Source organism: Bacillus sp. 9.4, assembly GCF_055486415.1.
On record NZ_JBVFMU010000002.1, the window covers coordinates 872,040 to 898,072 of the forward strand.

The 26,033-nt window shown below is 44.9% G+C and carries 25 protein-coding genes and 1 pseudogene; 13 read left to right on the forward strand and 13 right to left on the reverse strand.

Translation table 11 applies throughout. The features are described from left to right. Positions 1–101: 101 nt before the first annotated feature. The 7 genes and pseudogenes from ACZ07B_RS11085 to phoE all read left to right on the forward strand — a co-directional run bounded on the left by ACZ07B_RS11085 (position 102) and on the right by phoE (position 6,952). Entirely contained in the window at positions 102–1,631 is a 1,530-nt protein-coding gene (locus tag ACZ07B_RS11085; protein WP_464877184.1) for an FAD-dependent oxidoreductase, read from the forward strand. Positions 1,632–1,685: 54 nt separating this feature from the next. Further along, positions 1,686–2,312: pseudogene (locus ACZ07B_RS11090) on the forward strand (protoglobin domain-containing protein); the annotation flags it as partial. 240 nt (positions 2,313–2,552) lie between these two features. Next, entirely contained in the window at positions 2,553–3,068 is a 516-nt protein-coding gene (locus ACZ07B_RS11095) for a methyl-accepting chemotaxis protein (RefSeq protein ID WP_326255844.1), read from the forward strand. A gap of 134 nt (positions 3,069–3,202) precedes the next feature. Further along, a complete protein-coding gene (locus tag ACZ07B_RS11100) occupies positions 3,203–3,763 on the forward strand; it encodes a biotin transporter BioY (RefSeq protein ID WP_003233151.1) in 561 nt (186 codons plus the stop codon). 6 nt (positions 3,764–3,769) lie between these two features. Further along, complete coding sequence (locus ACZ07B_RS11105; RefSeq protein WP_464877185.1) at positions 3,770–5,209, forward strand: acyl-CoA synthetase; 1,440 nt, start codon at positions 3,770–3,772, stop codon at positions 5,207–5,209. After that, on the forward strand, positions 5,206–6,300 hold the full coding sequence (locus tag ACZ07B_RS11110; RefSeq protein ID WP_123373336.1) for an acetyl-CoA C-acyltransferase: 1,095 nt from the start codon (positions 5,206–5,208) through the stop codon (positions 6,298–6,300). Before ACZ07B_RS11105 ends, ACZ07B_RS11110 begins: the two co-directional genes overlap by 4 nt. A gap of 70 nt (positions 6,301–6,370) precedes the next feature. Continuing rightward, positions 6,371–6,952 (forward strand): phosphatase PhoE, encoded by a 582-nt coding sequence (gene phoE / locus ACZ07B_RS11115; protein WP_003233157.1) that lies wholly within the window; start codon positions 6,371–6,373, stop codon positions 6,950–6,952. Positions 6,953–6,983: 31 nt separating this feature from the next. Here the strand turns inward: phoE and ACZ07B_RS11120 are convergent, their stop codons facing one another. From ACZ07B_RS11120 to ACZ07B_RS11130, 3 genes are all read right to left on the reverse strand, one after another. Next, positions 6,984–7,955, reverse strand: a complete 972-nt coding sequence (locus tag ACZ07B_RS11120) for an ABC transporter substrate-binding protein (protein WP_464877186.1) — start codon at positions 7,953–7,955, stop codon at positions 6,984–6,986. Between the two features lie 220 nt (positions 7,956–8,175). Beyond that, positions 8,176–9,168 carry an NADPH:quinone oxidoreductase family protein gene (locus ACZ07B_RS11125; protein ID WP_464877187.1) on the reverse strand — a complete coding sequence of 331 codons (993 nt, stop codon included), beginning with the start codon at positions 9,166–9,168 and terminating at the stop codon, positions 8,176–8,178. Between the two features lie 71 nt (positions 9,169–9,239). Next, positions 9,240–9,689, reverse strand: a complete 450-nt coding sequence (locus ACZ07B_RS11130) for an N-acetyltransferase family protein (protein ID WP_464877188.1) — start codon at positions 9,687–9,689, stop codon at positions 9,240–9,242. A 433-nt stretch (positions 9,690–10,122) separates the two neighbouring features. On the opposite strand from ACZ07B_RS11130, the gene aprE reads away from it, so the two are divergent. Further along, positions 10,123–11,268 carry a subtilisin AprE gene (aprE, locus tag ACZ07B_RS11135; protein WP_029726299.1) on the forward strand — a complete coding sequence of 382 codons (1,146 nt, stop codon included), beginning with the start codon at positions 10,123–10,125 and terminating at the stop codon, positions 11,266–11,268. Between the two features lie 38 nt (positions 11,269–11,306). On the opposite strand, the gene ACZ07B_RS11140 is transcribed toward aprE, so the two are convergent. Next, positions 11,307–12,587, reverse strand: a complete 1,281-nt coding sequence (locus ACZ07B_RS11140) for a M48 family metallopeptidase (RefSeq protein WP_086343660.1) — start codon at positions 12,585–12,587, stop codon at positions 11,307–11,309. 148 nt (positions 12,588–12,735) lie between these two features. On the opposite strand from ACZ07B_RS11140, the gene ACZ07B_RS11145 reads away from it, so the two are divergent. Then, on the forward strand, positions 12,736–13,131 hold the full coding sequence (locus tag ACZ07B_RS11145) for a YhfM domain-containing protein (RefSeq protein ID WP_003245187.1): 396 nt from the start codon (positions 12,736–12,738) through the stop codon (positions 13,129–13,131). A gap of 38 nt (positions 13,132–13,169) precedes the next feature. Here the strand turns inward: ACZ07B_RS11145 and lcfB are convergent, their stop codons facing one another. From lcfB to ACZ07B_RS11165, 4 genes are all read right to left on the reverse strand, one after another. After that, a complete protein-coding gene (lcfB, locus tag ACZ07B_RS11150) occupies positions 13,170–14,711 on the reverse strand; it encodes a long-chain-fatty-acid--CoA ligase LcfB (protein WP_024572532.1) in 1,542 nt (513 codons plus the stop codon). 117 nt (positions 14,712–14,828) lie between these two features. Next, on the reverse strand, positions 14,829–15,473 hold the full coding sequence (locus ACZ07B_RS11155) for an SDR family oxidoreductase (protein ID WP_041338152.1): 645 nt from the start codon (positions 15,471–15,473) through the stop codon (positions 14,829–14,831). Between the two features lie 64 nt (positions 15,474–15,537). Next, positions 15,538–16,533 carry a lipoate--protein ligase LplJ gene (lplJ, locus tag ACZ07B_RS11160; RefSeq protein WP_014479356.1) on the reverse strand — a complete coding sequence of 332 codons (996 nt, stop codon included), beginning with the start codon at positions 16,531–16,533 and terminating at the stop codon, positions 15,538–15,540. Between the two features lie 12 nt (positions 16,534–16,545). Further along, positions 16,546–17,280, reverse strand: coding sequence for an MBL fold metallo-hydrolase (locus ACZ07B_RS11165; RefSeq protein WP_003233185.1), 735 nt, complete (start codon positions 17,278–17,280; stop codon positions 16,546–16,548). Positions 17,281–17,437: 157 nt separating this feature from the next. On the opposite strand from ACZ07B_RS11165, the gene yhfH reads away from it, so the two are divergent. Next, entirely contained in the window at positions 17,438–17,572 is a 135-nt protein-coding gene (gene yhfH, locus ACZ07B_RS11170) for a protein YhfH (RefSeq protein WP_003244802.1), read from the forward strand. A 270-nt stretch (positions 17,573–17,842) separates the two neighbouring features. After that, positions 17,843–19,132, forward strand: coding sequence for a glutamate/proton symporter GltT (gltT, locus tag ACZ07B_RS11175; protein WP_003245579.1), 1,290 nt, complete (start codon positions 17,843–17,845; stop codon positions 19,130–19,132). Positions 19,133–19,168: 36 nt separating this feature from the next. Here the strand turns inward: gltT and ACZ07B_RS11180 are convergent, their stop codons facing one another. Together ACZ07B_RS11180 and ACZ07B_RS11185 are read right to left on the reverse strand one after the other, a co-directional pair. Further along, positions 19,169–19,576: an ASCH domain-containing protein gene (locus ACZ07B_RS11180; RefSeq protein WP_015252434.1), complete on the reverse strand. Its 408-nt coding sequence runs from the start codon at positions 19,574–19,576 to the stop codon at positions 19,169–19,171. Between the two features lie 12 nt (positions 19,577–19,588). Further along, entirely contained in the window at positions 19,589–20,629 is a 1,041-nt protein-coding gene (locus ACZ07B_RS11185; RefSeq protein ID WP_038428732.1) for a M42 family metallopeptidase, read from the reverse strand. Between the two features lie 137 nt (positions 20,630–20,766). Here ACZ07B_RS11185 and ACZ07B_RS11190 point away from each other — a divergent pair, with 137 nt between their 5' ends. Beyond that, positions 20,767–20,958: a hypothetical protein gene (locus tag ACZ07B_RS11190; RefSeq protein WP_003245634.1), complete on the forward strand. Its 192-nt coding sequence runs from the start codon at positions 20,767–20,769 to the stop codon at positions 20,956–20,958. An 84-nt stretch (positions 20,959–21,042) separates the two neighbouring features. Here ACZ07B_RS11190 and ACZ07B_RS11195 read toward each other — a convergent pair whose 3' ends face one another. Further along, positions 21,043–21,819, reverse strand: coding sequence for a YhfC family intramembrane metalloprotease (locus ACZ07B_RS11195; RefSeq protein ID WP_464877189.1), 777 nt, complete (start codon positions 21,817–21,819; stop codon positions 21,043–21,045). A gap of 128 nt (positions 21,820–21,947) precedes the next feature. On the opposite strand from ACZ07B_RS11195, the gene fabHB reads away from it, so the two are divergent. Next, entirely contained in the window at positions 21,948–22,925 is a 978-nt protein-coding gene (gene fabHB, locus ACZ07B_RS11200; RefSeq protein ID WP_464877190.1) for a beta-ketoacyl-ACP synthase III FabHB, read from the forward strand. A 41-nt stretch (positions 22,926–22,966) separates the two neighbouring features. Here the strand turns inward: fabHB and ACZ07B_RS11205 are convergent, their stop codons facing one another. Together ACZ07B_RS11205 and ACZ07B_RS11210 are read right to left on the reverse strand one after the other, a co-directional pair. Continuing rightward, positions 22,967–25,294 carry a YhgE/Pip family protein gene (locus ACZ07B_RS11205; protein WP_464877191.1) on the reverse strand — a complete coding sequence of 776 codons (2,328 nt, stop codon included), beginning with the start codon at positions 25,292–25,294 and terminating at the stop codon, positions 22,967–22,969. Between the two features lie 70 nt (positions 25,295–25,364). Next, positions 25,365–25,940: a TetR/AcrR family transcriptional regulator gene (locus tag ACZ07B_RS11210; protein ID WP_014479348.1), complete on the reverse strand. Its 576-nt coding sequence runs from the start codon at positions 25,938–25,940 to the stop codon at positions 25,365–25,367. Positions 25,941–26,033: the final 93 nt, after the last annotated feature.

Consider the following 26,033-nt stretch of genomic DNA (forward strand, 5'->3'; position numbering starts at 1 on the left):
CCTTTTCAACCTTATTATGTTATGAACAATGCCTGCTTCCTATGTATGAAAAGATAGAATATGGAAAAATTAAGAATAAATCTGATTGGAGGTATAACGGCTTGGCTAATCAACATTTTGCAAAGGAAGCACCTGAAACATACTGGAAAACATCAACTGACCTGCCTTCTTTTCCTGCGCTTCAAGAGGACACTGAATGTGACGTCACCATTATCGGAGGCGGGATTACAGGAATCACAACGGCATATGAACTTACGAAGAGAGGCTTCCGTGTCGTTTTGATTGAAGCAAATCAGGTTCTTAACGGAACCACTGCGCATACAACTGCTAAAGTTACCGCACAGCATGACATGATATACGACGAATTTATCCGCCATTTCGGATTAAACCATGCGAGGCTTTATTATGAAGCAAACCAAAACGCAATTGATTACATAAAAGGCATTGTGGATGAACATCAAATTGATTGTGAATGGGTCGAGCAAGACGCATATCTTTATACGGCAAATGAAAACGCTGTTCAAAAAATCCGCACCGAGCATGAGGCATACACAAAGCTCGGAATTGAAAGAGACCTTATCAAGGATCTTCCAATTCCCTTAGGTTCTAAGCTGGCGCTTGTCATGAAGAATCAAGCTCAATTTCATCCCCTTCAATACTTAAAAGCGCTTCTGGAGCAAATTGTTCAAAAAGGCGGCCGAATTTATGAAGAGACCGTTGCGCTTGATATCAAAAAAGGCGAAAGGCCCCAAGTGGTAACAAAAAGCCGGCACGCCATTAAGAGCCGCTTTATCATATGCTGTTCCCACTTCCCTTTTTATGACGGAGGCGGATTATATGCTGCGAGAATGTACTCCGACAGATCTTATGTCCTTGCCATCAAGCCGAAGATCGAGTATCCCGAGGGCATGTATTTGAGTATCGATCAGCCGTCAGTGGCGCTCCGCTATACGGTTGTAAACGGTGAAAAGCTGATTCTCTTCAGCGGAGTAAGCCATAAAACAGGCCAGGGAAAAGCCATGTCTACACATTATGAAACACTGAGACAACTGGCCGAAAGCACCATCGGCATCGAAAGCATTCCATATTATTGGTCCACCCAAGATCTAGTGACGATCGACAAAATCCCGTTTATCGGGCCGATGTCGGAAAATGAGGACAATATTCTAGTAGCGACCGGGTTCAAAAAATGGGGCATGACGTCCTCAGCAGTCGCAGCCACTCTATTGTCAGACCTTGTGGAGAAAAAAGACAATCCATACGAAAGCATTTTCACTCCGTCCCGTTTCCATCTGAATCCCGGGTTGCAGAAAGTGATTTCCTACAATGCCGATGTCGCCAAGCATTTGATTAAAGGAAAGCTTGAAAAGCCTGATGTCCAATTTGAAGACATTTCGCCAGGAGAAGGGAAAGCCGTCACCATAAACGGCAGGCGAGCGGGAGCATTTCGGGATGAGACAGGCTGCCTCCATCTCGTTGATACGACTTGTACCCATTTAGGCTGCGAGGTCGAGTGGAATGACAGTGAGCATACGTGGGATTGTCCGTGCCACGGATCACGCTTTAAGCCATCTGGCGAAGTTGTAGAGGGTCCGGCCATTAAACCATTAAAACAAATAGATCTCGATTAAACCGTTCATTTTAATGAACGGTTTTTCAAATATTTTTCATCTGCAGCTTCATTCATGTTTCCCTTGGCCGATAAAAAAGAAAAAGGCTTAAAAAGCCAAAAAGTAAAAATTATATTTTTCCCAAGGGGGATCATTGTATTGTTATTTAAAAAAGACAGAAAACAAGAAACAGCTTACTTTTCAGATTCAAACGGGCAACAAAAAAACCGCATTCAGCTCACAAACAAACATGCAGATGTCAAAAAACAGCTCAAAATGGTCAGGTTGGGAGATGCTGAGCTTTACGTGTTAGAGCAGCTACAGCCACTCATTCAAGAAAATATCGTATACATCGTCGATGCGTTTTATAAAAACCTTGACCATGAAAGCTCATTGATGGATATCATTAATGATCACAGCTCAGTTGACCGTTTAAAACAAACCTTAAAACGGCATATTCAGGAAATGTTTGCAGGCGTTATCGATGATGAATTCATTGAAAAGCGAAACCGAATTGCCTCTATCCATTTAAAAATCGGCCTTCTGCCAAAATGGTATATGGGCGCGTTTCAAGAGCTTCTTTTGTCAATGATTAACATTTACGAAACATCCATTACAAATCAGCAAGAACTGCTGAAAGCCATTAAAGCGACAACAAAAATCTTGAACTTAGAACAGCAGCTTGTCCTTGAAGCATTTCAAAGCGAGTACAACCAAACCCGTGATGAACAAGAAGAAAAGAAAAACCTTCTTCATCAGAAAATTCAAGAAACCTCTGGATCGATTGCCAATCTGTTTTCAGAAACAAGCAGATCAGTTCAAGAGCTTGTGGACAAATCTGAAGGCATTTCTCAAGCATCCAAAGCCGGCACTGTAACATCCAGCACTGTTGAAGAAAAGTCGATCGGCGGAAAAAAAGAGCTAGAAGTCCAGCAAAAACAGATGAACAAAATTGACACAAGCCTTGTCCAAATCGAAAAAGAAATGGTCAAGCTGGATGAAATCGCGCAGCAAATTGAAAAAATCTTCGGCATCGTCACAGGCATAGCTGAACAAACAAACCTTCTCTCGCTCAATGCTTCTATTGAATCCGCCCGCGCCGGAGAACACGGCAAAGGCTTTGCTGTCGTGGCAAATGAAGTGCGGAAGCTTTCTGAGGACACGAAAAAAACCGTCTCTACTGTTTCTGAGCTTGTGAACAATACGAATACACAAATCAACATTGTATCCAAGCATATCAAAGACGTGAATGAGCTAGTCAGCGAAAGTAAAGAAAAAATGACGCAAATTAACCGCTTATTCGATGAAATCGTCCACAGCATGAAAATCAGCAAAGAGCAATCAGGCAAAATCGACGTCGATCTGCAAGCCTTTCTTGGAGGGCTTCAGGAAGTCAGCCGCGCCGTTTCCCATGTGGCCGCTTCCGTTGATTCGCTTGTCATCCTGACAGAAGAATAACCATCAAAAACCGGTCTGCGATACGGCCGGTTTTTTCGCGTTCATTATGTAAACTTAATTTAAAAATAAGTTGACATAATATTTACCTGCATTTATTGTATAACCATATTTGATTACTGTTTGGAGGATTTCACATGCTGAAATTAATCGACATGATGCATATTGCTATTTTCACCGCGCTGATGGCAGTGCTCGGCTTTATGCCCCCTCTCTTCTTATCCTTTACACCTGTTCCGATTACATTGCAAACGCTTGGTGTCATGCTGGCAGGCAGCATCCTCAGGCCAAAGTCTGCTTTCTTAAGCCAGCTTGTCTTTTTGCTGCTCGTCGCCTTCGGAGCGCCGCTGTTGCCCGGCGGACGAGGCGGTTTTGGTGTGTTTTTCGGACCGAGCGCAGGCTTTTTGATTGCTTATCCCCTCGCTTCATGGCTGATCAGTTTAGCCGCTAACAGGCTGCGGAAGGTGACAGTATTGCGTCTCTTTTTCACTCATATCGTATTCGGCATCATCTTTATTTATCTGCTTGGTATACCGGTACAAGCTTTTATCATGCATATTGATTTGTCACAGGCCGCCTTCATGAGCCTTGCATATGTGCCTGGTGATTTGATAAAAGCGGCTGTATCTGCATTTCTGGCGATAAAAATCACTCAAGCCTTGTCTCTTTCTGATACGATGTTTACAAAAGGAGGATGATACTACATGACAATTACTCATACCTATTCATCTACTGCCGAAACATCGCCCGGGCGTGTAGCGATCCAGACTGAATCGGAGCAAATCACGTACCAGGATTGGGATCGGCTTGTCTCTCAAACCGCAAATTGGCTGCGGTCACAGCCGAGCATGCCGAAGCGTGTAGCGATCCTGCTCCCAAATAGTCTGGCGTTTTTACAGCTGTTTGCCGGAGCCGCAGCGGCTGGATGCACAGCCATTCCCATCGACACACGCTGGAGCCCGGCTGAATGTAAGGAGCGGCTGTCCATAAGCAATGCGGATCTTGTGGTTACTTTAGCCTTTTTCAAAAACAAACTGACAGATAGCCAGACACCTGTTGTTTTGCTGGATAACTGTATGGCAGATATTTCTGAAGCAACCGCTGATCCCTTGCCTACCATTGATCCGGAGCACCCTTTTTATATGGGATTTACGTCGGGCTCGACAGGAAAACCGAAGGCCTTTACGCGATCTCACCGCTCATGGATAGAGAGCTTTACCTGTACAGAAACAGATTTTTCGATTTCATCAGATGATAAGGTTCTGATTCCCGGAACGTTAATGTCCTCTCACTTCCTATATGGGGCTGTCAGCACCTTGTTTCTTGGAGGAACCGTTTGTTTGCTGAAAAAATTCTCTCCTGCCAAAGCGAAGGAATGGCTTTGCCGCGAATCCATCAGTGTTCTCTATACCGTACCGACGATGACAGACGCCCTCACAAGGATTGAGGGTTTTCCCGACAGTCCCGTCAAAATCATTTCATCCGGCGCAGACTGGCCGGCAGAATCCAAGGAGAAGCTTGCCGCTGCATGGCCTCATCTCAAGCTGTACGATTTTTACGGCACCTCAGAGCTTAGTTTTGTGACGTTTTCTTCACCGGAAGACAGCAAACGGAAGCCGCATTCAGCGGGCCGCCCTTTTCATAATGTCCGGATCGAAATCCGCAACGCTGGAGGAGAGCGCTGTCAGCCAGGGGAAGTCGGAAAAATATTTGTCAAAAGCCCGATGCGGTTTTCCGGCTATGTGAACGGCAGCACACCAGATGAATGGATGACAGTGGATGATATGGGCTACGTTGATGAAGAGGGCTTTCTATACATATCAGGAAGAGAAAACGGGATGATCGTGTACGGAGGATTAAATATTTTCCCAGAAGAAATTGAACGTGTGCTTCTCGCCTGCCCAGAGGTTGAAAGCGCGGCTGTCGTTGGCATTCCCGACGAGTATTGGGGAGAAATCGCTGTAGCTGTCATTCTTGGAAACGCTAATGCCAGAACACTGAAAGCCTGGTGTAAACAGAAATTAGCCTCCTATAAAATTCCGAAAAAATGGGTGTTTGCAGACAGCTTGCCGGAAACGAGCAGCGGAAAAATTGCCCGTTCCAGAGTGAAAAAATGGCTGGAAAAGGGTGTACAGTATAAATGAATGCGGTTATTGTTGATGCAAAACGAACGATCTTTGGAAATCAAAACGGACTGCTGAAGCCCTTCCTGCCGGAGGATTTGTCAGCTCCCATCATCCGCTGTCTCAGCCGAAAGCTGGAGGATCAAATTGATGAGGTCATTCTCGGAAACGCTACTGGCAGAGGCGGCAACCTGGCCAGACTGTCAGCCCTTCAAGCCGGACTGCCTTTATCAGTTCCCGGGATGACAATTGACAGACAGTGCGGCTCCGGCCTTGAAGCCGTACGCTATGCCTGCAGCCTCATTCAAACGGGAGCCGGCACGATGTATATCGCGGGCGGCTCAGAAAGCAGCAGCCAATCCCCTTTTTCAGAACGAGCCCGCTTTTCTCCAGATGCGATCGGCGATCCAGACATGGGCATTGCGGCAGAATATACGGCTGCACGCTATTCCATCAGCAGAAGCATGCAGGATGAGTACGCGCTTCTCAGCCATCAACGCAGCAGGAACGCGCATGATGAAGGATTTTACCGTGAAGAAATTGTTGCTCTCGGGGAATTGGAGACAGACGAAGCATTTTTGAAAACACGTCCGATAGAAGCGATTATTCCCCGTGCAAAGCCGGTTTTCGACACCAGCTCCGGAACAGTCACAGCAGCCAACAGCAGTGGCATAGCAGACGGAGCAGCCGCTCTTTTGGTAATGGAAGAAGAAAAAGCGGCAGCCCTCGGACTTAAGCCTGTTCTCCGGTTTATCGGCAGCGCAGTCAGCGGGATTCACCCCAACTATCCGCCCGCGGCACCGGTTGTCGCGATTCGTCAGCTCTTACATACACACGATGTAACACCTGATGATATCGATTTATTTGAAATCAATGAAGCCTTTGCCGTCAAAATTTGTGTCTGCTCGCAAGAACTCGGCATTCCCTTTTCAAAAATCAATGTGCGCGGCGGCGCATTAGCTCTTGGCCATCCGTACGGTGCATCAGGTGCAGCTCTGGTAACCAGATTGTTTTATGAAGCGAAAAGACGGACAGACTGTCAATATGTGGTTGCAGCCATCGGAAGCGGCGGCGGAATTGGACTGGCTTTATTATTTGAAGTTCTTGCATAGGCTTTTTCATAGGACACACGCTTTCGATTTAGTATAATAGCGATATGAATAAAGTCAGGAAGGGGATTTTATGACAGCCGTTTGTTTAGTAAGACATGGAGAAACCGATTGGAACCTGCAGCAAAAATGCCAAGGCAAAACCGATATCCCGCTAAACGCAACAGGTGAACGCCAAGCAAGAGAAACCGGAGAATATGTAAAGGACTTTTCTTGGGATATTATTGTGACGAGCCCGCTGAAAAGAGCGAAAAGAACCGCGGAAATTATTAATGAATATCTGCATCTTCCGATTGTCGAGATGGATGATTTTAAGGAGCGCGATTACGGCGACGCGGAGGGCATGCCGCTGGAGGAACGGACAAAGCGCTATCCGGATAACATCTATCCGAATATGGAAACGTTAGAAGAACTCACTGACAGGCTGATGGGCGGTTTGGCAAAAGTGAACCAGGCGTACCCAAACAAGAAGGTGCTGATCGTAGCGCACGGTGCGGCAATTCACGCACTGCTGACGGAAATATCGGGCGGTGACCCGGAGCTTCAAAGCACGCGCCTCGTCAACGCTTGCCTCAGCAACATTGAATTTGCAGAAGAAAAATGGCGGATAAAAGACTATAATATCAACAGCCACTTATCCGGCTTTATCAAATAAGAAAAAGACAGGCGTTTGCCTGTCTTTTCTTTTATTTCTTAGCAGCCGGCATCTCTTTTTGAAGCTCGTCCAAAATGGCATTCGCCCCGTCTACACTGCGGCGCAGAGACCACACCGCACGGTCCACGTGGTATACATGCCCGTTTTTCACTGCCTTCAGTTCTTTCCAAAGGACATTCTTTTCGATCGGGCGTTTACCGTCGGCGTCGAGGTCATCTGTTTTTCCTGTCATCAGGATGATCACATCCGGATCTGTTTTCAGAAGCTGCTCCAGTGTCATTTTCATATTCACAGAGTCGCCGCCATTGCTTGAATCGCTATTGCCTGACGTACTGATTGCATATCGATAGCCGACCTGTGTTAAAAGTCTTGATGTAAAGAAGTTTTCATCCCTGGCCATAATCGTATCATTTGTATTTCCGATCAAAAGCACGGACTGGCTGTTCGCGCTGATTTTCTGCTTTGTCTCGCTAAGCTTTTCTTCATGCGCCGTCAGCTTTTTCTCCATTTCCTTCTCCTTGCCGACTGCTTTTGCAATCGTAACTGAAGCGTCAATTGTATCCTGATAATCAGCATTTAAATTATTAAGCGCAATCGTCGGCGCTATTTTTTTCAGCTGATCGTACACCTTCTTATGCCGGGTCGTGTCAGCAATAATTAAATCGGGTTTTAATGAAGCGATTTTTTCCATGCTTGGCTGTGAGCGAGTGCCGACAGATTTGTAGCCGTCAATTTTCTTCAGCACATCCTTGTTGATCAGCTGCTTCGCTTTGTTATCATCGGCAACCCCGACAGGCGTAATGCCGAGATCAAGCAGTGTATCAATAAAACCAAGCTCAAGAACAACAACCCGCTTCGAATGCTCAGGCACATTTGTCTTCCCTAAATCATGTGTTACCGCCACTTTATGTTCTTTACTGTTTTGATTGCCGCTTGAAGACGAGCAAGCAGCCGTTAAGACAGAAAGAAGTAAAACTGTAAGAATAATCAGTGTTTTTTTCATATGTTCCAGTCTCTCCTGTTGGTTGGTAGTTTCTATGGTTAAGATGTCCAAGAGTAGTATAACACGGAATGAGAATCATTATCACCAATTATTTTTAAAATGAGAAGAGAAAGTTCGGCTTACAGGAAAATCTTGTTTCGCGACACAGCAGTTCAGCAGCTGATCATCCTGTCCACAAAAAAGCTTGCAGAAAAATAACATTCTCTGCAAGCTGATCCTGTTAAAGCTTCACAATCACTCTTCCTTGAATGCGATTTTGCAAAATATCTTTTAACGCACCCGGCGTTTCTTCCAATGATACTTCCCTGTCCACGATGGTCAGCAGCTGATCAGGCTTGAGATCAGAAGACATGCGCTCCCAAACAGCGGCTCTGACGTCCATCGGACAGTATACTGAATCGATTCCGAGCAGGCTTACTCCGCGAAGAATAAAAGGATACACCGTTGCCGGAACTTCTCCTCCGCCGGTTAAGCCGCTCACTGCGACAGATCCGCCGTATTGAATTTTGCTTAAAAGCGAGGCAAGCTGTTTTCCGCCGACTGGATCAACCGCTCCCTGCCATTGCTGCTTGGACAGCGCCTTAAGCGTTCCTTCATAGACATCTTCCCTGCTGATTACTTCGCTTGCACCGAGCTGTTTCAAATAATCAGCCGCCTCCCGGTTTCCGGTGCTTGCCACAACATCATAGCCCCGCTTGTTCAGCATCGATACCGCAATTCCGCCGACACCGCCGGTTGCTCCTGTGACTAGCACGCTGCCTTTTTCCGGAGACAGACCGTTCTGTTCAAGCCGATGAACTGATAACGCCGCAGTAAATCCCGCCGTTCCGTACACCATCGCTTCTTCTAATGAAAGATTCTGCGGCAAAGGCACCAGCCAGTCACCAGGCACCGAAGCGTATTCACTTAATCCGCCATCACGGGAGACACCGAGCTCATAGCTTGTCGCGATCACCTCATCCCCCTCCGCAAAACGCGGATCATTGGAAGAGACGACCGTACCCGCAGCATCGATGCCTAAAATAAGCGGATACTCTCTGACGATATTGCCTCCTGCTTTTCCGGCCAGACCATCTTTGTAATTGATGCCGGAATAAGCAACTTTAATCAGGACACCATCCTTCGGCAAATCCTCTGTTGATATGGTTTTCACATGGACTGAAACATCATCGGCATTTTTTTCTGCCTGCAATGCTTGAAATAACGTTGACATTCGGCACACTCCTTTTCATTTATATCGTAACCGAAGAACGTTCAAAAAACCAAATCATCAAGCCGCCATTTTCACTTCGCCGGCACATTCAGACGATAATGGACAAATCCGGTATCCTCTTCATAGCCGTTTTGCTCATACAAGCTTCTTGCCTTCCGGTTGTGGTGCTCAGTCTGAAGCGTTAAACATTTTGCCCCGTTTTCCTCTGCATAATCCTTTGCGGCAGAAAGCAGCCGGCCGCCGGCTCCCTTTGTACGCGCATGAGGAACGACAAATAAGTCATTTAATATGTAGATCCTTTTCATTGACACAGAAGAAAACGTTGGATAGAGCTGGGTAAAGCCTATGAATTCTCCATTTTCTTCTGCTATCAAAATAACAGACTCGTGATTTTTCAAACGAGCTTTCAAAAAAGCCTCCGCCCCTTGCAAATCGGATGCCTGTCTATAAAATTCCCGATATTGGTTAAACAACGGCGCAATGGCGGCCGCATCTGATGTCTTTGCTTGGCGAATGTTCATCTTATTTCTTCCTCCCTCTCAATAATTTTTTCATTCTATCCCTTTTCTGTAAAGTTTATTTTTCAGAATACTTTTATCATCATGCTTTGAAAAAATATCACGATAATATCCATTGTTCTCACGGAAACATATGCAGGTCATTTGAACGAATTTTTTCGACAGGAATTTGCAGGGACTCAGGAGCATTTAACCTAAAAAAGCATGACATTTCAGCATAATGAACATTTACTCATGTCTATTTTCGTTCTTTTCTGTATGAAAATAGTTATTTCGAGTCTCTACGGAAATAGCGAGAGATGATATACCTAAATAGAGATAAAATCATCTCAAAAAAATGGGTCTACTAAAATATTATTCCATCTATTACAATAAATTCACAGAATAGTCTTTTAAGTAAGTCTACTCTGAATTTTTTAAAAGGAGAGGGTAAAGAGTGAGAAGCAAAAAATTGTGGATCAGCTTGTTGTTTGCGTTAACGTTAATCTTTACGATGGCGTTCAGCAACATGTCTGCGCAGGCTGCCGGAAAAAGCAGTACAGAAAAGAAATACATTGTCGGATTTAAACAGACAATGAGTGCCATGAGTTCCGCCAAGAAAAAGGATGTTATTTCTGAAAAAGGCGGAAAGGTTCAAAAGCAATTTAAGTATGTTAACGCGGCCGCAGCAACATTGGATGAAAAAGCTGTAAAAGAATTGAAAAAAGATCCGAGCGTTGCATATGTGGAAGAAGATCATATTGCACATGAATATGCGCAATCTGTTCCTTATGGCATTTCTCAAATTAAAGCGCCGGCTCTTCACTCTCAAGGCTACACAGGCTCTAACGTAAAAGTAGCTGTTATTGACAGCGGAATTGACTCTTCTCATCCTGACTTAAACGTCAGAGGCGGAGCAAGCTTCGTACCTTCTGAAACAAACCCATACCAGGACGGCAGTTCTCACGGTACGCATGTAGCCGGTACGATTGCCGCTCTTAATAACTCAATCGGTGTTCTGGGCGTAGCGCCAAGCGCATCATTATATGCAGTAAAAGTGCTTGATTCAACAGGAAGCGGCCAATATAGCTGGATTATTAACGGCATTGAGTGGGCCATTTCCAACAATATGGATGTTATCAACATGAGCCTCGGCGGACCTACTGGTTCTACAGCGCTGAAAACAGTCGTTGATAAAGCCGTTTCCAGCGGTATCGTCGTTGCTGCCGCTGCCGGAAACGAAGGTTCGTCCGGAAGCTCAAGCACAGTCGGCTATCCTGCAAAATATCCTTCTACTATTGCGGTAGGTGCGGTAAACAGCAGCAACCAAAGAGCTTCATTCTCAAGCGCAGGTTCTGAGCTTGATGTGATGGCTCCTGGCGTATCCATCCAAAGCACACTTCCTGGAGGCACTTACGGTGCTTACAACGGCACGTCCATGGCGACTCCTCACGTTGCCGGAGCAGCAGCGTTAATTCTTTCTAAGCACCCGACTTGGACAAACGCGCAAGTCCGTGATCGTTTAGAAAGCACTGCAACATATCTTGGAAACTCTTTCTACTATGGAAAAGGGTTAATCAACGTACAAGCAGCTGCACAATAATAGTAAAAAGAAGCAGGTTCCTCCATACCTGCTTCTTTTTATTTGTCAGCATCCTGATGTTCCGGCGCATTCTCTTCTTTCTCCGCATGTTGAATCCGTTCCATGATCGACGGATGGCTGCCTCTGAAAATCTTCACAAGCACCGGAGGATCAACCTGGCTCAGCCCCGTCACGGCCAAATCCTGAAACGTTTTAACAGCGGCTTCTCTGTTCTCTGTCAACTCGATCCCATACTGGTCAGCCTTATTCTCCTGATAACGCGAGACAGCATTAGAAAAAGGCGTCACCGCAAAGCTCAAAACAGAAAACAAAAGCAATAACAGCGGAAGTGCCGCAAGATCATGCCGCCCTTCTAAATGAAACATGCTGCGGGTTAGGCGAACCGTCCGCTTGTAAAGCTTATCAATGACATAAAATCCGGCGAGCGACACGAGCAAATAGCCAGCCAGACCGATGTAAACGTGCTTCATGACATAATGGCCCATTTCGTGGCCCATAATAAACAGAATTTCTGAATCGTCAAGTTTGTTCAGCGTCGTATCCCACAATACAATCCGTTTGTTGGCCCCGATTCCTGTAACATAGGCATTCAGCGCATTTGTTTTTTCTGACATGTTCACTTCATATACATGGTCAGCCGGAATATTGGCTTCATCTGCCAGCTCTAAAATTTTGCTTTCAAGCTCTTTGTTTTTCAGCGGATAAAAATCATTGTATAAAGGATCGATAATGACCGGCTGAATAAAAAACAGAAACAGCGAAAACGGCACTGTTAACAGCCAGGCGTATAACCACCATTTTTTTTCATGCCTTTTGATCAGCCAATAAAAAACGAGAACACAAAGCGTAAAGATCGGAAAGCTGATCCAAAAGCTGATAACCTGATCCTTAGCCCAGCTGGCCGTTGTCTGTGTGGAAATGTTATAGTCAAGCGATACTTGATAGCCTATCCAATCTAAAGGCAGCGTCACCAATGTTGTAATCAGCGAAAGCACAAACACAAAACCAACGGTCTGCAAAAAGCGAAAAGGCACGGCCGCTTCCATCCATTTCTTGATTTTCTTTGAAACACCGCTGACCAGCAGAACAAAAAACAGAAACCAATCAAGTGGTACCCCGATAAAAAATAAAAAATTCTTGACATTCGAATACTGCTCGGCCACTGCCAACTCAGACGGCTTCATGAAAGAAGCCGGATCAGCCTGCGTCCCTTTCACGGCTTCCGGTATTGCAGAATCACCCGACAGGAAAAAATACCAATAAAAAAACAGCCCGTACAGCACGTAAGCAAGTCCTGCTGCCGCAATCCACTTGCGCATAACGCCTCACTCCTCACATCAACCCGTTACTTCTATTGTAATCATAAATTCAAATTCTTAGAACCAAGCTGTGTTCCGCACTTTTCCATCCTTTTAAGCATGGAAAACCCGATCGCTGGGAAAACTAACAATGTTTGGAGTGATGCAAATGAAAAAAATAGTGGCAGCCATCGTGGTAATCGGTCTTGTGTTTATAGCATTTTTTTATCTTTACAGCCGATCAGGCGATGTGTATCAATCGGTAGACGCGGATTTGATCACACTGTCTTCAAGCGGCCAGGAAGATATCGAGATTGAAAAAAGACAGCACGTCAAAGATATGCTGGATATTATGAATCAGGGAAAACAGGTGAAGACAGAAAAAACATCAGCCCCTGATTACGAAGGGACAATCAAGTTTCATAAAGACCGGTATGACTCATTCAGACTATGGATTGACGGAAGCCAGCAAGCCGTTTTTTTGAAGGATGGCACATACTACAAATTAAGCAAAAATGATACAAAGGCGCTGCTAAATATTATTAAAAAAGAAGCAAAGGATTGAAAATGAAAAAGCGAAGCTAACCGCTTCGCTTTTTCATTTTATTGGGGCAAAATATCTCTCAGTGCCCGTCTGAGCATTTTCCCCGTCGCATTTTTCGGAATATCGTCAAGAAACGTAATGGCGGCAGGCCGCTTGTATTTTGCCAGATGCTTTTCACAGTGCTGCATGATGTCCTCTTCTGTTACCCCAGAGCGTTTCGGCACCACATATCCCTTTACCGCTTCCCCGCTTTGGGGGTCCGGCACGCCGATGACAACCGCCTCCTTGACGTCCGGATGGCTGTAAAGCACCTCCTCTACCTCCCGCGGATACACATTGTATCCTCCTACAATGATCATGTCTTTTTTCCGGTCAACAATGTAAAAATAGCCGTCCTCATCCCGTCTTGCCAAGTCCCCCGTATAAAGCCACCCGTCTTTTAATGCATGCTCTGTTTCCATCGGCATTTTATAATAGCCCTTCATCACATTGGGGCCTTTCACGATCAATTCGCCGACCTGGTGAGCGGGCAGCTCGCGTCCGAGCGGATCTACGACCTTGTTTTCGACATGTAAGATACTTGTCCCGATGGAGCCCGGCTTCCTGCCCCTGTCAAACGGGTTAAAGCACGTAACGGGTGATGCTTCCGAGAGCCCGTAGCCTTCCAAAATGGTAACGCCGAATTTTTCTTCAAACGCCGTCAGCAACGCGACTGGCATTGCCGCGCCTCCCGAAATGCACAGCCGGATGGAAGAAAAATCATCTTTCTTTCCGTTTTCATGCTGAAACAAGTAATTATACATCGTAGGTACACCGGCAAAAATGGTCGCCTGCTGCTGCTTAACAAGCTTAAAAACAGATGCCGGACTGAATTGAGGCTCAATCAAGACAGTTGCGCCGCTCATCAGCGGTGCATTCATGCAGACGGTTAAACAAAACACGTGAAACATGGGAAGAGCGCAGACTACATTGTCCTTCTCATCCATTCCCAAATAGCCTGCGACATCGTTGGCATTGCTGTACAAATTCTGATGAGTCAGCATCGCGCCTTTCGGTTTTCCAGTCGTTCCTGACGTATATAAAATAACCGCGGTATCATCAGGGACAAGTTCTTGGTTTTGTTTAGCGGCAGATGTCGGCCGCAATATTTTTGCAAACGTTGTCATTTTCATCCTGACCTCTGGGTCCGCGGCTTCCGGCTCGGCCTCCCCCGTCTGGCATAAAATGACGAGCTCAACCTTTGGCAGCGATTCATGCATGCTCTCATAAAGCGGCAAAAGCTGGCTAACGCCTACGATTGCCTTTACATCACCATTTGTCAGCATATAACCAATTTCTGTCGGCGTGTACAACGGATTGATGGGAACAACCACGATCCCAGCTTTTAAAGCGCCAAAAAACGCGATGATAAAATCAGGCGAATTGCCAAGCAGCAAAGCTAGATGGTCCCCTTTCTCCATACCGGCTTCCTGAAGGCCGTCCGCAAATCGCTGAATATGTTCATTCAGCTCTTGATACGTCATCATGTGATCTTTAAACCTGCATGCGATGCTGTCGGGCTTCTCAGATGCTGTTTCTTCCAATTTTGAAACAAGATTCATTCTCCCACCCCTTAAAGTGAATGAATAGTCATTCATTATTGAAGCCAAGCTTTCTCCTCCATTATAGAGAAACAGAAAAAAACACTCAAGAGCAAAAAGCCCTGAGTGTCAGTACTGTCATAGTTTCTTCAATGCTTCGGCAATCGGCGTATCTCCTTCTGTCAGATCAAAGGCCCGATTTTCCGTATTCTTCTCATCTAAAGAGGCAATGACCGTTTTTGCAACGTCCTCACGGGAAATAAATCCCCGCTCCAGATCCTTCGCTGCTGAAACAGTTCCCGTTCCAGGCTCATTGCGAAGGCCTCCCGGACGGATAATCGTATAGGTTAAACCGCTCGCTTCCAGAATTTTATCAGCATAATGCTTGGCCACATAATAAGGTTTGAGTGCCTCATTCCAATTTTCACGGTTATGGGCTTGCAGGGCGCTGACCATAATAAACCGTTTGATTCCGGCAATGTCCGCAGCTTCAATGGCTTTTGCCGCTCCATCAAGATCCACCAGCAGCGTTTTATCATAGCCTGTGCTGCCGCCGGAACCGGCTGTGAAAATGATCGCGTCACAGCCTTTTGCCGCAGCGGCGATTTCTTCCGGGCTGCCCTCCAGATTCGCAAGCACAGCTTCTGCACCGGCAGCTTCAAGAGACGCTTTCTGTTCTTCTTTTCTGACCATCGCTCTGATGGAATGATCAGGATTATCTTGGAATAAAGAGACGAGTCTTTGCCCGATTTGTCCGTTCGCTCCGATTAAAAACACTTTCATGTGAATCCCTCCTGCCTCCATTATTTCAAAAACACAACCGCTCTTTCAAACGATGTGTTTTGCCTTAATAAATCAGATCAAGGAAATCCTCTTTCGTAATGTTCCCAAAGTAATGCTTGAGATTCACACCTTCGAGCACATCAGCGATGACGCTGCGTTCGTATTGTTTTCCGACCAGCAGGTTTTCAATTTCAGATACATCACCGACACCGAAGAAATCTCCGAAGATTTTGCAGTCCTCGATTTTGCCTTTCTTGACCTCTAGGCGCAAATCGATCGATCCAACCGGATAACGTTTCGAATGATTAAGGTTAAATTTCGGCGAGCGGCCGTAGTTCCAATCCCAATTCTGATAGCGCTCTTTCGAAATTTGATGAATGGTCTCCCAATCTTTTTCCGTCAGCTTATACTCCGGCACGTTTCCAATGTCGTTTGTGTTAAAAATATGGCGAAGCAAATGGCTGCGGAATTCTTCGGTGGTCATTTTATCATCGAGAAACTCACTGATGTTTGCTACTCGGCTTCTGATCGATTTGATGCCTTTTGATTCAATTTTATCCTTTTTCACCTTTAATGCTGATACAACATGATCAATGGCTGAATCAAACATGAGGGTGCCGTGGCTGAAAATACGGCCTTTCGTTGCAAACTGAGCGTTTCCGGATATTTTCCGGCCATCCACTACAATGTCGTTCCGGCCGCTTAATTCGGCTTCAACCCCAAGCTGATGTAACGCCTGAATCACCGGCTCAGTGAATTTTTTAAAGTTATGAAAGCTGTCCCCGTCATCCTTGGTAATAAAGCTGAAGTTCAAGTTCCCCAGATCATGGTACACAGCGCCCCCGCCTGATAAACGGCGGACGACGATAATCCCGTTTTCCTCTACATATTTTGTATTGATTTCTTCTATTGTATTTTGGTTTTTCCCAATGATAATAGACGGTTGATTCACATAAAAGAGCAAATATTGCTGTTCAGGGTCTAAATGCTTTACACAGTACTCCTCGATAGCAAGATTGATCCGCGGATCATTGATATTTTGATTGTCTATAAATAACATGGTGCTCCTCCTTTATCCTTCCCACACAAAACCTGATTTCGCAATATTCACTTCTCCGTTAAAAACGGTTTTCGCTTCTTTGCGAAGATTGTCATGCACGCCAAAATGCGGCAAATGTGTCAGCAGCAGTTCTCCCGCTCCGGCTTCTTTTGCAATGCGCCCGGCTTCCAGGCTGTTCATATGGCCTGCACTTGTTCCGTCTTGATCGGCATAAAAATTGCATTCCGAGATCAATAAATCAGCATCTTTCGAAAACGGTATAAATGAATCCTGGTAGCTGGAATCAGCAGTATAAACGACAGTGTGGCTGCCGTCAGTAATCCGCATGGCATAGCACGTCACCGGGTGAATCGTTTTTAAAAAGGTGATCGTAAACGGACCGGCAGTCAGCGGCTGATCCGGCTGATAGGCGATCCCTTTTGTATGTGTTTTATATGTAAGCTTTTGAAACTGTTCTATATCAGCATCATGTCCGTAAATCGGAAGCGTATGCTCTCCTTTGCCGAGAAACGAACCGACTTGCTTGGCAAATTGCAGCGGCCCGATATCAGCGATATGGTCATGGTGATAATGAGACAGAACGACCGCATCCAGCTTTTCCGCCGGCACATATCCGAACAGCTTAGACAAAACGGCACTGCCGCAATCAACAAGCAGAGAGTAATCACCTGACTGAAACAAATAGCCTGACGTCGCTTCATTTGCGGCCGGAAAACCGCCATAGCATCCGATAACTGTAACTTTCATAATGTCCTCCTATCTTTTCAAAAAAATTGATCCTCCTTCAATATACCCATTTTTCTTGAAAAAAGCATGTTTTAAACATTGTATCAAAACAGTTATTGATTTTTGCAATCTGTTATATTACAATGAAATCACTACAAAGGGGAAAGAGGGATTGGTTATGCTGGGGAAAATCACAGAATTTTTTAGAAACCTGCCTTCGAAAAAGTGTGCGGAATGCGGAAAAAAGATAGAAGAGCAGCATGAGTGCTATGGTAATATCTGCAATGACTGTATAAAAGTAAACGATTTGTAATGAGCGAAAATCCCGCGCCTTACGCGTGGGATTTTCTTATTTTTTCACATATCTCTTAATTTTGAAATAATAGTCAGGTTAGGTCAAAGCTCACCTGTTTTTAGATAATTCTGGTGATTATCATAATGTCATTGAATATTCTTTATTTTCGAAATATAATTTACTATAGACGAATTGATTTCTTATCTATTATAATTTGATCTAATAGTGAGATTAAATATATGTCTATTCATGATATATGTTGATACTTTGTTTTTTGGGAGGTAATCTATGAAAAGAATTAAGTTTGGATTAGCCACACAAATATTCGTTGGACTTATTCTAGGTGTCATTGTTGGCGTCATTTGGTATGGCAACCCAGCATTGCCTACTTACCTGCAGCCAATCGGGGATCTCTTTTTACGCTTAATCAAAATGATAGTGATTCCTATTGTTGTCTCCAGCTTAATCATCGGTGTAGCCGGTGCAGGAAATGGAAAGCAAGTCGGTAAATTAGGCTTCAGAACGATTCTGTACTTCGAGATCATCACGACTTTTGCCATTATTCTCGGACTAGCCCTTGCAAACATCTTCCATCCGGGTACAGGAGTTAATATACACGAAGCTCAAAAATCGGACATCAGTCAATATGTTGAAACTGAAAAAGAACAAAGTAATAAATCAGTGGCAGAAACGTTCCTCCATATTGTGCCGACAAACTTCTTCCAGTCATTGGTCGAAGGGGATCTTCTAGCCATCATTTGCTTTACAGTACTATTTGCATTGGGTATTTCCGCAATCGGTGAAAGAGGCAAGCCTGTATTAGCCTTTTTTGAAGGTGTATCCCATGCCATGTTCCACGTTGTAAACCTTGTGATGAAAGTGGCGCCATTCGGCGTTTTCGCTCTTATCGGAGTGACTGTGTCTAAATTCGGACTCGGTTCTCTTATCTCTCTCGGAAAGCTCGTCGGATTGGTTTATGTCGCGCTTGCTTTCTTCTTAATTGTTATTTTCGGGATTGTCGCAAAAATTGCCGGCATCAGCATCTTCAAGTTCCTTGCTTACATGAAGGACGAAATCTTACTGGCGTTCAGTACGTCCAGCTCTGAAACGGTTCTTCCGCGCATCATGGAAAAAATGGAGAAAATCGGATGTCCGAAAGGCATTGTTTCATTTGTCATTCCGATCGGTTACACGTTTAACTTAGACGGTTCCGTTCTCTATCAATCTATTGCCGCACTCTTTTTAGCACAGGTATATGGCATTGATTTGACGATTTGGCACCAAATTACGCTTGTGCTCGTCTTAATGGTGACATCTAAAGGGATGGCTGCCGTGCCTGGTACTTCTTTTGTTGTCTTGCTTGCAACGCTTGGCACCATCGGCGTTCCGGCTGAAGGACTTGCCTTTATTGCCGGCGTAGACCGCATCATGGATATGGCACGTACAGTTGTCAACCTGACTGGTAACGCGCTTGCTGCCGTTGTGATGTCTAAATGGGAAGGCATGTTTAATCCTGCGAAAGCAGAAACTGTTATGTCCCAATCGAAAACAGAACAAAACGCAACCATTTCTGGTTAATGAAAAGCCTGCGGGGTTCTTGCCCCGCAGGCTTTTTTAATCTTTAACAAGCACAAACAGCTCTGTAATCAAAACAGTATCCTCATTCAGCTCCAGTTCACCGCTTTTGATCAGTTCCGCCCATGCCATCCGATGATCCTCTTGAAACTCCTCAATTCGGTCTCCATTGCCCTCTCCTTTGACTAACCTCATATCAGGCGCACCAAAGATGGTTTCAAAGACATCTGTTACTTTTATATTGCATCTTGGATTGTCATGTTTATCATAAACGGTAACAAGCTGACCCGCTGTTTGATAAACGTCCCTCAATTCATCTTTTGAATACAATGATTTCGGCGCGCACGTGGCGGTTTTTTCTCCGGCAAGGATCTGCTGAATCAGCTGTTCTCCCAACCCGTCATCACCTTCCCAGCCGAATGTGCTTTTCAGCTTATAAATCTTCATTGGCCCTCCCCCTTATACCATTGGTGACTGTACATAGTAATACAGAAGCTTAGCGGTATGGCGAAGAGATGATTTATGGGTGCGTTCAAATGCATGGGAAGCGTCAATTCCCGGCCCTATGAGGCCATGCACAATATCATGCCCGGATTTGATCGCTGCTGACGCATCAGACCCGTAGTACGGATATATATCAAGCTTATAGTCGATATGATGCTTCTCGGCTAATTGAACTAAATGCTTTCTGAGCTGATAATGATACGGCCCGCTCGCATCCTTCACACAGATTGATACTGAATATTCATCAGTCGCCTGCCCGTCACCGATAGCCCCCATATCAACCGCCAAATATTCAACTGTTTCTGGAGGAATATTCGAATTCCCGCCGTATCCGATTTCTTCATTATTGGAAATAAGAAAATGGGTTGTATACGGCAGCTCAATGTCTTCCGTTTGAATTTGATGAATTAAGCGGAGCAATAAGGCGACGCTTGCTTTGTCATCCAAATGGCGCGATTTAATAAATCCGCTTGATGTGATCTCGACACGGGGATCAAACGACACAAAATCTCCGACACCAATGCCAAGCTCCTCCGTATCTTTCCGGCAGTGAACTGGTTCATCTAGGCGGATCTCCATATTCTCTTGATTCCGCTCAGCCTTTCCCGCGTCTTTGTATACGTGCACAGACGTTTGATGCATTAAAATTGTGCCTGTGTACGTTTTTCCCGAGGCGGTTTCAATTTGGCAATACTCCCCCTCAATTGAGTTGTAGCGAAACCCGCCGATTAAGTCGATTTTCAGCCGGCCGTCCGCTTTAATCTCCTTCACCATAGCACCGAGGGTGTCAACGTGCGCTGTCAGCATGCGATGCCGGGATGTGTCGCGTCCTGGAAGCGTTGCAATTAAGCCGCCCTTGTGGTTCCGAACCGTTTCTACCTTCCATTCTTTTAAAAGGCTTTCAATATAATTGATCACCTCATATGTATTTCCTGTCGGGCTTGGGATCGATACAAGTTCTTTAATGAGCTCCATCGTTTTACGTACGGACGTCATAGGGCATTCCTCCTTTTATTTTCTACTTAAAATATACTCTTTTCCCGAGGGACCCGTCCAATCTTTTCCTATCAATCTCTCATATGCTGTAGAGAGCATGGGAAGAGGAGGGATTTCTATGTGCTGTCGTCATTCACATGAACAGAAATGTCGTTGTCACGATTGGTTCGATGATTTTTGGTTCTTTGACGAGTGGTTCGATAAAGATTTCCACGACCATTGCAAGAAAAAGAAAGAATGCCATGACCCTTGCGAGAAGAAGAAAAAGAAACACCATTGTTTCTCTTGTAAAAAACACAGACATTCTTGCTGTCATTGCTAAAGACTGAATCAGAAATATTCTGATGACCCATGCTTAATGAATATTTCCAGTTCACATTTTTCCAAGCGGGCATTGCTGCTGCTTGGACCTTTTATTGAAACACCCTTTTTGCTTCTACAATCCAATAAACTGATAAAGCCGCTATAAGAGCAACAATGATTTCAACAGCTGCAGCATGCTCTATGATTCCTCTCTGATATAAAACCGCCGGTACATTAAACAGTGCATGTAAAAGAATAGAATACAACAAAAACAGCGGCCGGCGGCTTTTAACCGCGTACAAAACAAGCAGAGACAGACCAATCTGGACGGCAATGGCACTGATTCTTTCTATTCCGCCCAGCAGCCATTCATACGAAGGAGTATGCAGCAGCTGCTCCTGTATCGGCAAAAGCGCCTGTTTGACGTCGCCATTGACCAAAAGCTGTTCAAACGTCCCGCTATTGATTGCAAATGCATATACAATAAGTGAGATAGAGGACAAGCCTGTAATCAAGATGGCTTCAAGCCCGCCATGGCCTGCCCCGAAAGCCAGACCATCTGCCCAAGTATGATGGCGCTTCATAAAAAATCGCATCATCATATACCTTCCGCACTCCTCAAAAATGCCGGCCATCAAGCAGCCGTAAATGCCATACCATAATGGATGTTGCATCGCTTCTTTCGTCATTTCATTCACTTGCAGTACATAAACATGAACGCCGCCTTCCAGCAGCTGAGCGAAGACAAAAAACGTGAGAGCGCCAATAAAAAACACTTTAAGCGAGGCGCCATACTTTCGCTTAAACCATACAATCAGCCCGATTGGCAACAGAAACGCAATAGCCCCGGATAATGCCAAAAAGACTACTGCTTCTTGACTGACCATTTTTCAGCCTCCTTTTTCTTTTTCATAGATTCCCTATTCTACACTTCTCTTTTTTTGTAAAAAAACCTTCTTTTTAGTACCAGATACTAATATCTAGTGTTATAATCTGACCATAAGGAGTGATTCATATGTCAAAAGCAAAAATTACAGCTATCGGCACCTATGCGCCGAGCAGACGTTTAACCAATGCAGATTTAGAAAAGATCGTTGATACCTCTGATGAATGGATCGTTCAGCGCACAGGAATGAGAGAACGCCGGATTGCGGATGAACATCAATTTACCTCTGATTTATGCATAGAAGCGGTGAAGAATCTCAAGAGCCGTTATAAAGGAACACTTGATGATGTCGATATGATCCTCGTTGCCACAACCACATCCGATTACGCCTTTCCGAGTACGGCATGCCGCGTACAGGAATATTTCGGCTGGGAAAGCACCGGCGCGCTGGATATTAATGCGACATGCGCCGGGCTGACTTACGGCCTCCATTTGGCAAATGGATTGATCACATCAGGCCTTCATCAAAAAATTCTCGTCATCGCCGGAGAGACGTTATCAAAGGTAACGGATTATACCGATCGAACGACATGCGTTCTGTTCGGCGATGCCACAGGTGCGCTGTTAGTGGAACGAGATGAAGAGACGCCGGGATTTCTTGCGTCTGTACAAGGAACAAGCGGGAACGGCGGCGATATTTTGTATCGTGCCGGACTGCGAAATGAAATAAACGGTGTGCAGCTCGTCGGTTCTGGAAAAATGGTGCAAAACGGACGCGAGGTATATAAATGGGCCGCAAGAACCGTCCCTGGCGAATTTGAAAGGCTTTTACATAAAGCAGGACTCAGCTCTGATGATCTCGATTGGTTTGTTCCTCACAGCGCCAACTTGCGCATGATCGAGTCAATTTGTGAAAAAACACCGTTCCCGATTGAAAAAACGCTCACTAGTGTTGAGCATTATGGAAACACGTCCTCGGTTTCAATTGTTTTGGCGCTCGATCTCGCAGTGAAAGCCGGGAAGCTGAAAAAAGATCAAATCGTTTTGCTTTTCGGGTTTGGCGGCGGATTAACCTATACAGGATTGCTTATTAAATGGGGAATGTAACAAAAAAAGAACTTGTTTCCAAGGAAACAAGTTCTTTTTCTTTATGAAGCCGGCTGTTCTTCTGATGTTTCTTCCTTCCGGCTTAACATTGTAAAGTAAGTAATGCTTAGTGCAATCATGACGAGGGCGATGCCGATTAAGACGCCGGCCATCTGCCACATGTAGCCAAAGTCACCGTTTGAAATGACCGCTCTGAATCCGTTAATGCTGTAGGTCATCGGCAATGCGCCGTGGATGACTTGATAGAAATTCGGAAGCAATTCAAGCGGGAAGGTTCCTCCGCTCGCTCCCAGCTGCAGCACTAAAATAATGACTGCGATAAATCGTCCCGGGTTGCCCATCGTTGTAGCCAAAAATTGAATTATCGCTAGAAAAGCTAGACTCGTAATGATCGTAAACACGTAAAATCTCCACGTGCTCTCTACCTCGAGACCAATTCCCAATAGAAGAACCGTCGCCACAATCAATGATTGAATGATTCCTACAAGCATCATGACATTGAATTTGCTGAAGAACCACTCAAAACCGTTTCTCGGACGTCCTGACGCCTCCTTCAGCGGGAAGACAACCGTCAGCATGATGCCGCCGACATATAAGCCCATTGACAGGATATAAGGTGTCAGCCCTGTACCGTAGTTAGGAACGGAATGAATGGCATCATCTTTGGTTTTAACTGGATCTGCAAACATGCCATATGTTTGATCATCAGCATCGATATCTCCTGTTTGGTCAGCCGCATCCTTCAGCTTACTAGACAGCTCGCCTGTGCCGTCCAACAGCTTGCCTAAACCTGTATCAAGTGATGCAGATCCGTCTGCAAGTTTTGATGATCCGCTTTGGACCTGTTTAGACCCGTCTAACAGCTTAAACAATCCGCCGGATACTTGGCTGCTTCCTGTCACCAATTGCTCTGAGCCCGCTTTTGCTTTTGCGAACTGCTTATTATATTCACCGATGCCCGCTGTCAGTTTAGTTTGGCCATCTGTCAGCTTCTGTGAACCATTGTATATCTTATCAGCTCCCTCAGTTAATCTGTCAATTGCATCTTGGATTGTTTTTGCGCCGTTATAAAGCTTAGATGTAGCTTCCGGCATGGCTTTCACCTGCGCCACCTGCGCTTTCACGTCTTCAAGAGAGCTTTTTATCGTTGCGATGTCAGGCAGCTGATCAGCTGCAGGTAGCTGGCTTAATATTTGATCAAAATCAGGCGCATCAACTTGCGGAAGCTTTTTCTCAACAGAATTAATCAGCTGGCTTTTTTGCTCTGCTGTTAAGAAATCACTCGAATTGATGACATTTTTAAATGTCTGATCACGGTTTTTCAAACTGTTTTCAAAGTCAGTCAGCTGTTTTTTGAATTCCTTCATTGCAGTTTCTGACTTTTCCAGATTGTTTACAGCAGTTTCAAGCTTCGTTAAATCGAGCGCATTAATGAGCTTTTCCGCTTTTGCTGCTTTCTCAGAAGCTTCTTGGGCTTTACTGTTGAGCTGATCCAGCCCGTTAGTAAGATTAGGCGTACCCTTCTGCACGTTTTGAAGTCCGGCAAGAAGTTCATTCATCTTGCTTGTCAGCTCGCCTGATCCTGCTGCAAGTTGACTAGATTTATCATAAATCTGGTTGCTGCTGTCCTGGAATTTTCCAAGCGAGCTGTCAAGCGATTGGATGCCGCTCGTCACCTGAGCCGCTCCATCTGCAAGCTGCGCTGTTTTGTCACTGATGGTAGCGGTGCTTTCCTTCAGCTTCGCCAGATTTTCTTTCAGCTGGGCGCTTCCGTTTTTCGCATCCTTTGTTCCGTCATCAATTTTTTTCGCGCCGCTGCTCGCGTCGCTCAAACCTTTTGCGATATCTTTAAAGTTATCAAAAATAACTTTCGTATATTGCTCGGTCACTTCTTTTGAAACAGAGGCTTTCAGTTTATCAATCGCTTTTTCGCCGATCGTTGCCCCTACATAGTTGGACCCTGCATTTGTATGGTATTTCAGATCCAATTTTTTCGGATTTTTGTCTAATACAGTGCTGGCATTCTTAGAAAAATCCTCAGGAATCTCGACAACTAAATAATATTTTTGATTCAATAAGTCCTTTAACGATTGGTCGAGATCATTGGAAAAATGCCAATCAAAGTTGTTATTACCCTTTAATTCTTTGACCAGATCATCACCGATTTGAAGTTTTTCTCCTTCATACGTTGCTCCCTTGTCTTGGTTGACGACAACGACAGGCAGCTGGTCAACTGTGCCGTACGGGTCCCAATAAGCCTTTAAGAATACGCCGCTGTAAATAAGCGGGACAAACAAAATGGCGATGATGGGAATCAATAATTTTTTACTTGTTACGATGTCTTTCCACTGACTTCGTATTGTGTTCATCCTGATGCCTCCATTCTAAAACTGACTCATCATGAAAAATGGTCATTTTCTTGCAAAGAGAAAGGATTATCTAGTTCGCTGACAATCCTTTGACAACATACAATTCAAGCAGTCCCGCAATTGTCTCTTTATCAAGCGGGGGGTGTTGTTTTTCCCAGTCAAAAATGAGCGCGATATAAAGCTTCAGCATCACAAAGGCTGTCAGCTCAGGGTCGCACGGCTTGATTGCGCCGCTTTTGATCCCGTCTTCAATTTTACTTTTGATATAAGACAGTATGGCTCGCTCCATTTTCTGGATCACTTCCTGAACAGCCATTGTACCAATCTCGGCATTCTCTTGGAAAATTTTAATCGTCAGCTGATGTGTTTTCCTGAACTCCAGAATGGCAAACAGCGCTCTGTGCACATTTTCATGGAACGGAAGGTTCGGCTCCATCGCTTCATCCGCTTTTTGCTTCATTTCCTTTAATAAAGTAGTGAAAATCTCGTCAAACAGCTCTTCTTTGTTTTTGAAAAAAGTATAAATAGTTCCCTTCCCCACGTTCGCAAGTTTTGCGACAAGATCCATTGTCGTCGCTTTATACCCGAACTGCGTGAAAGACTTTGTAGCCGCCTCCAAAATGAGCTTTTTTCGATCTATTGACATTGTATTCACCTCAAAACTGACCGTTTGAACATTTTAGTCATTAAGTACATATGCAAATGTATCATAACCTGCTGTTCAATTCAATCATTTTTT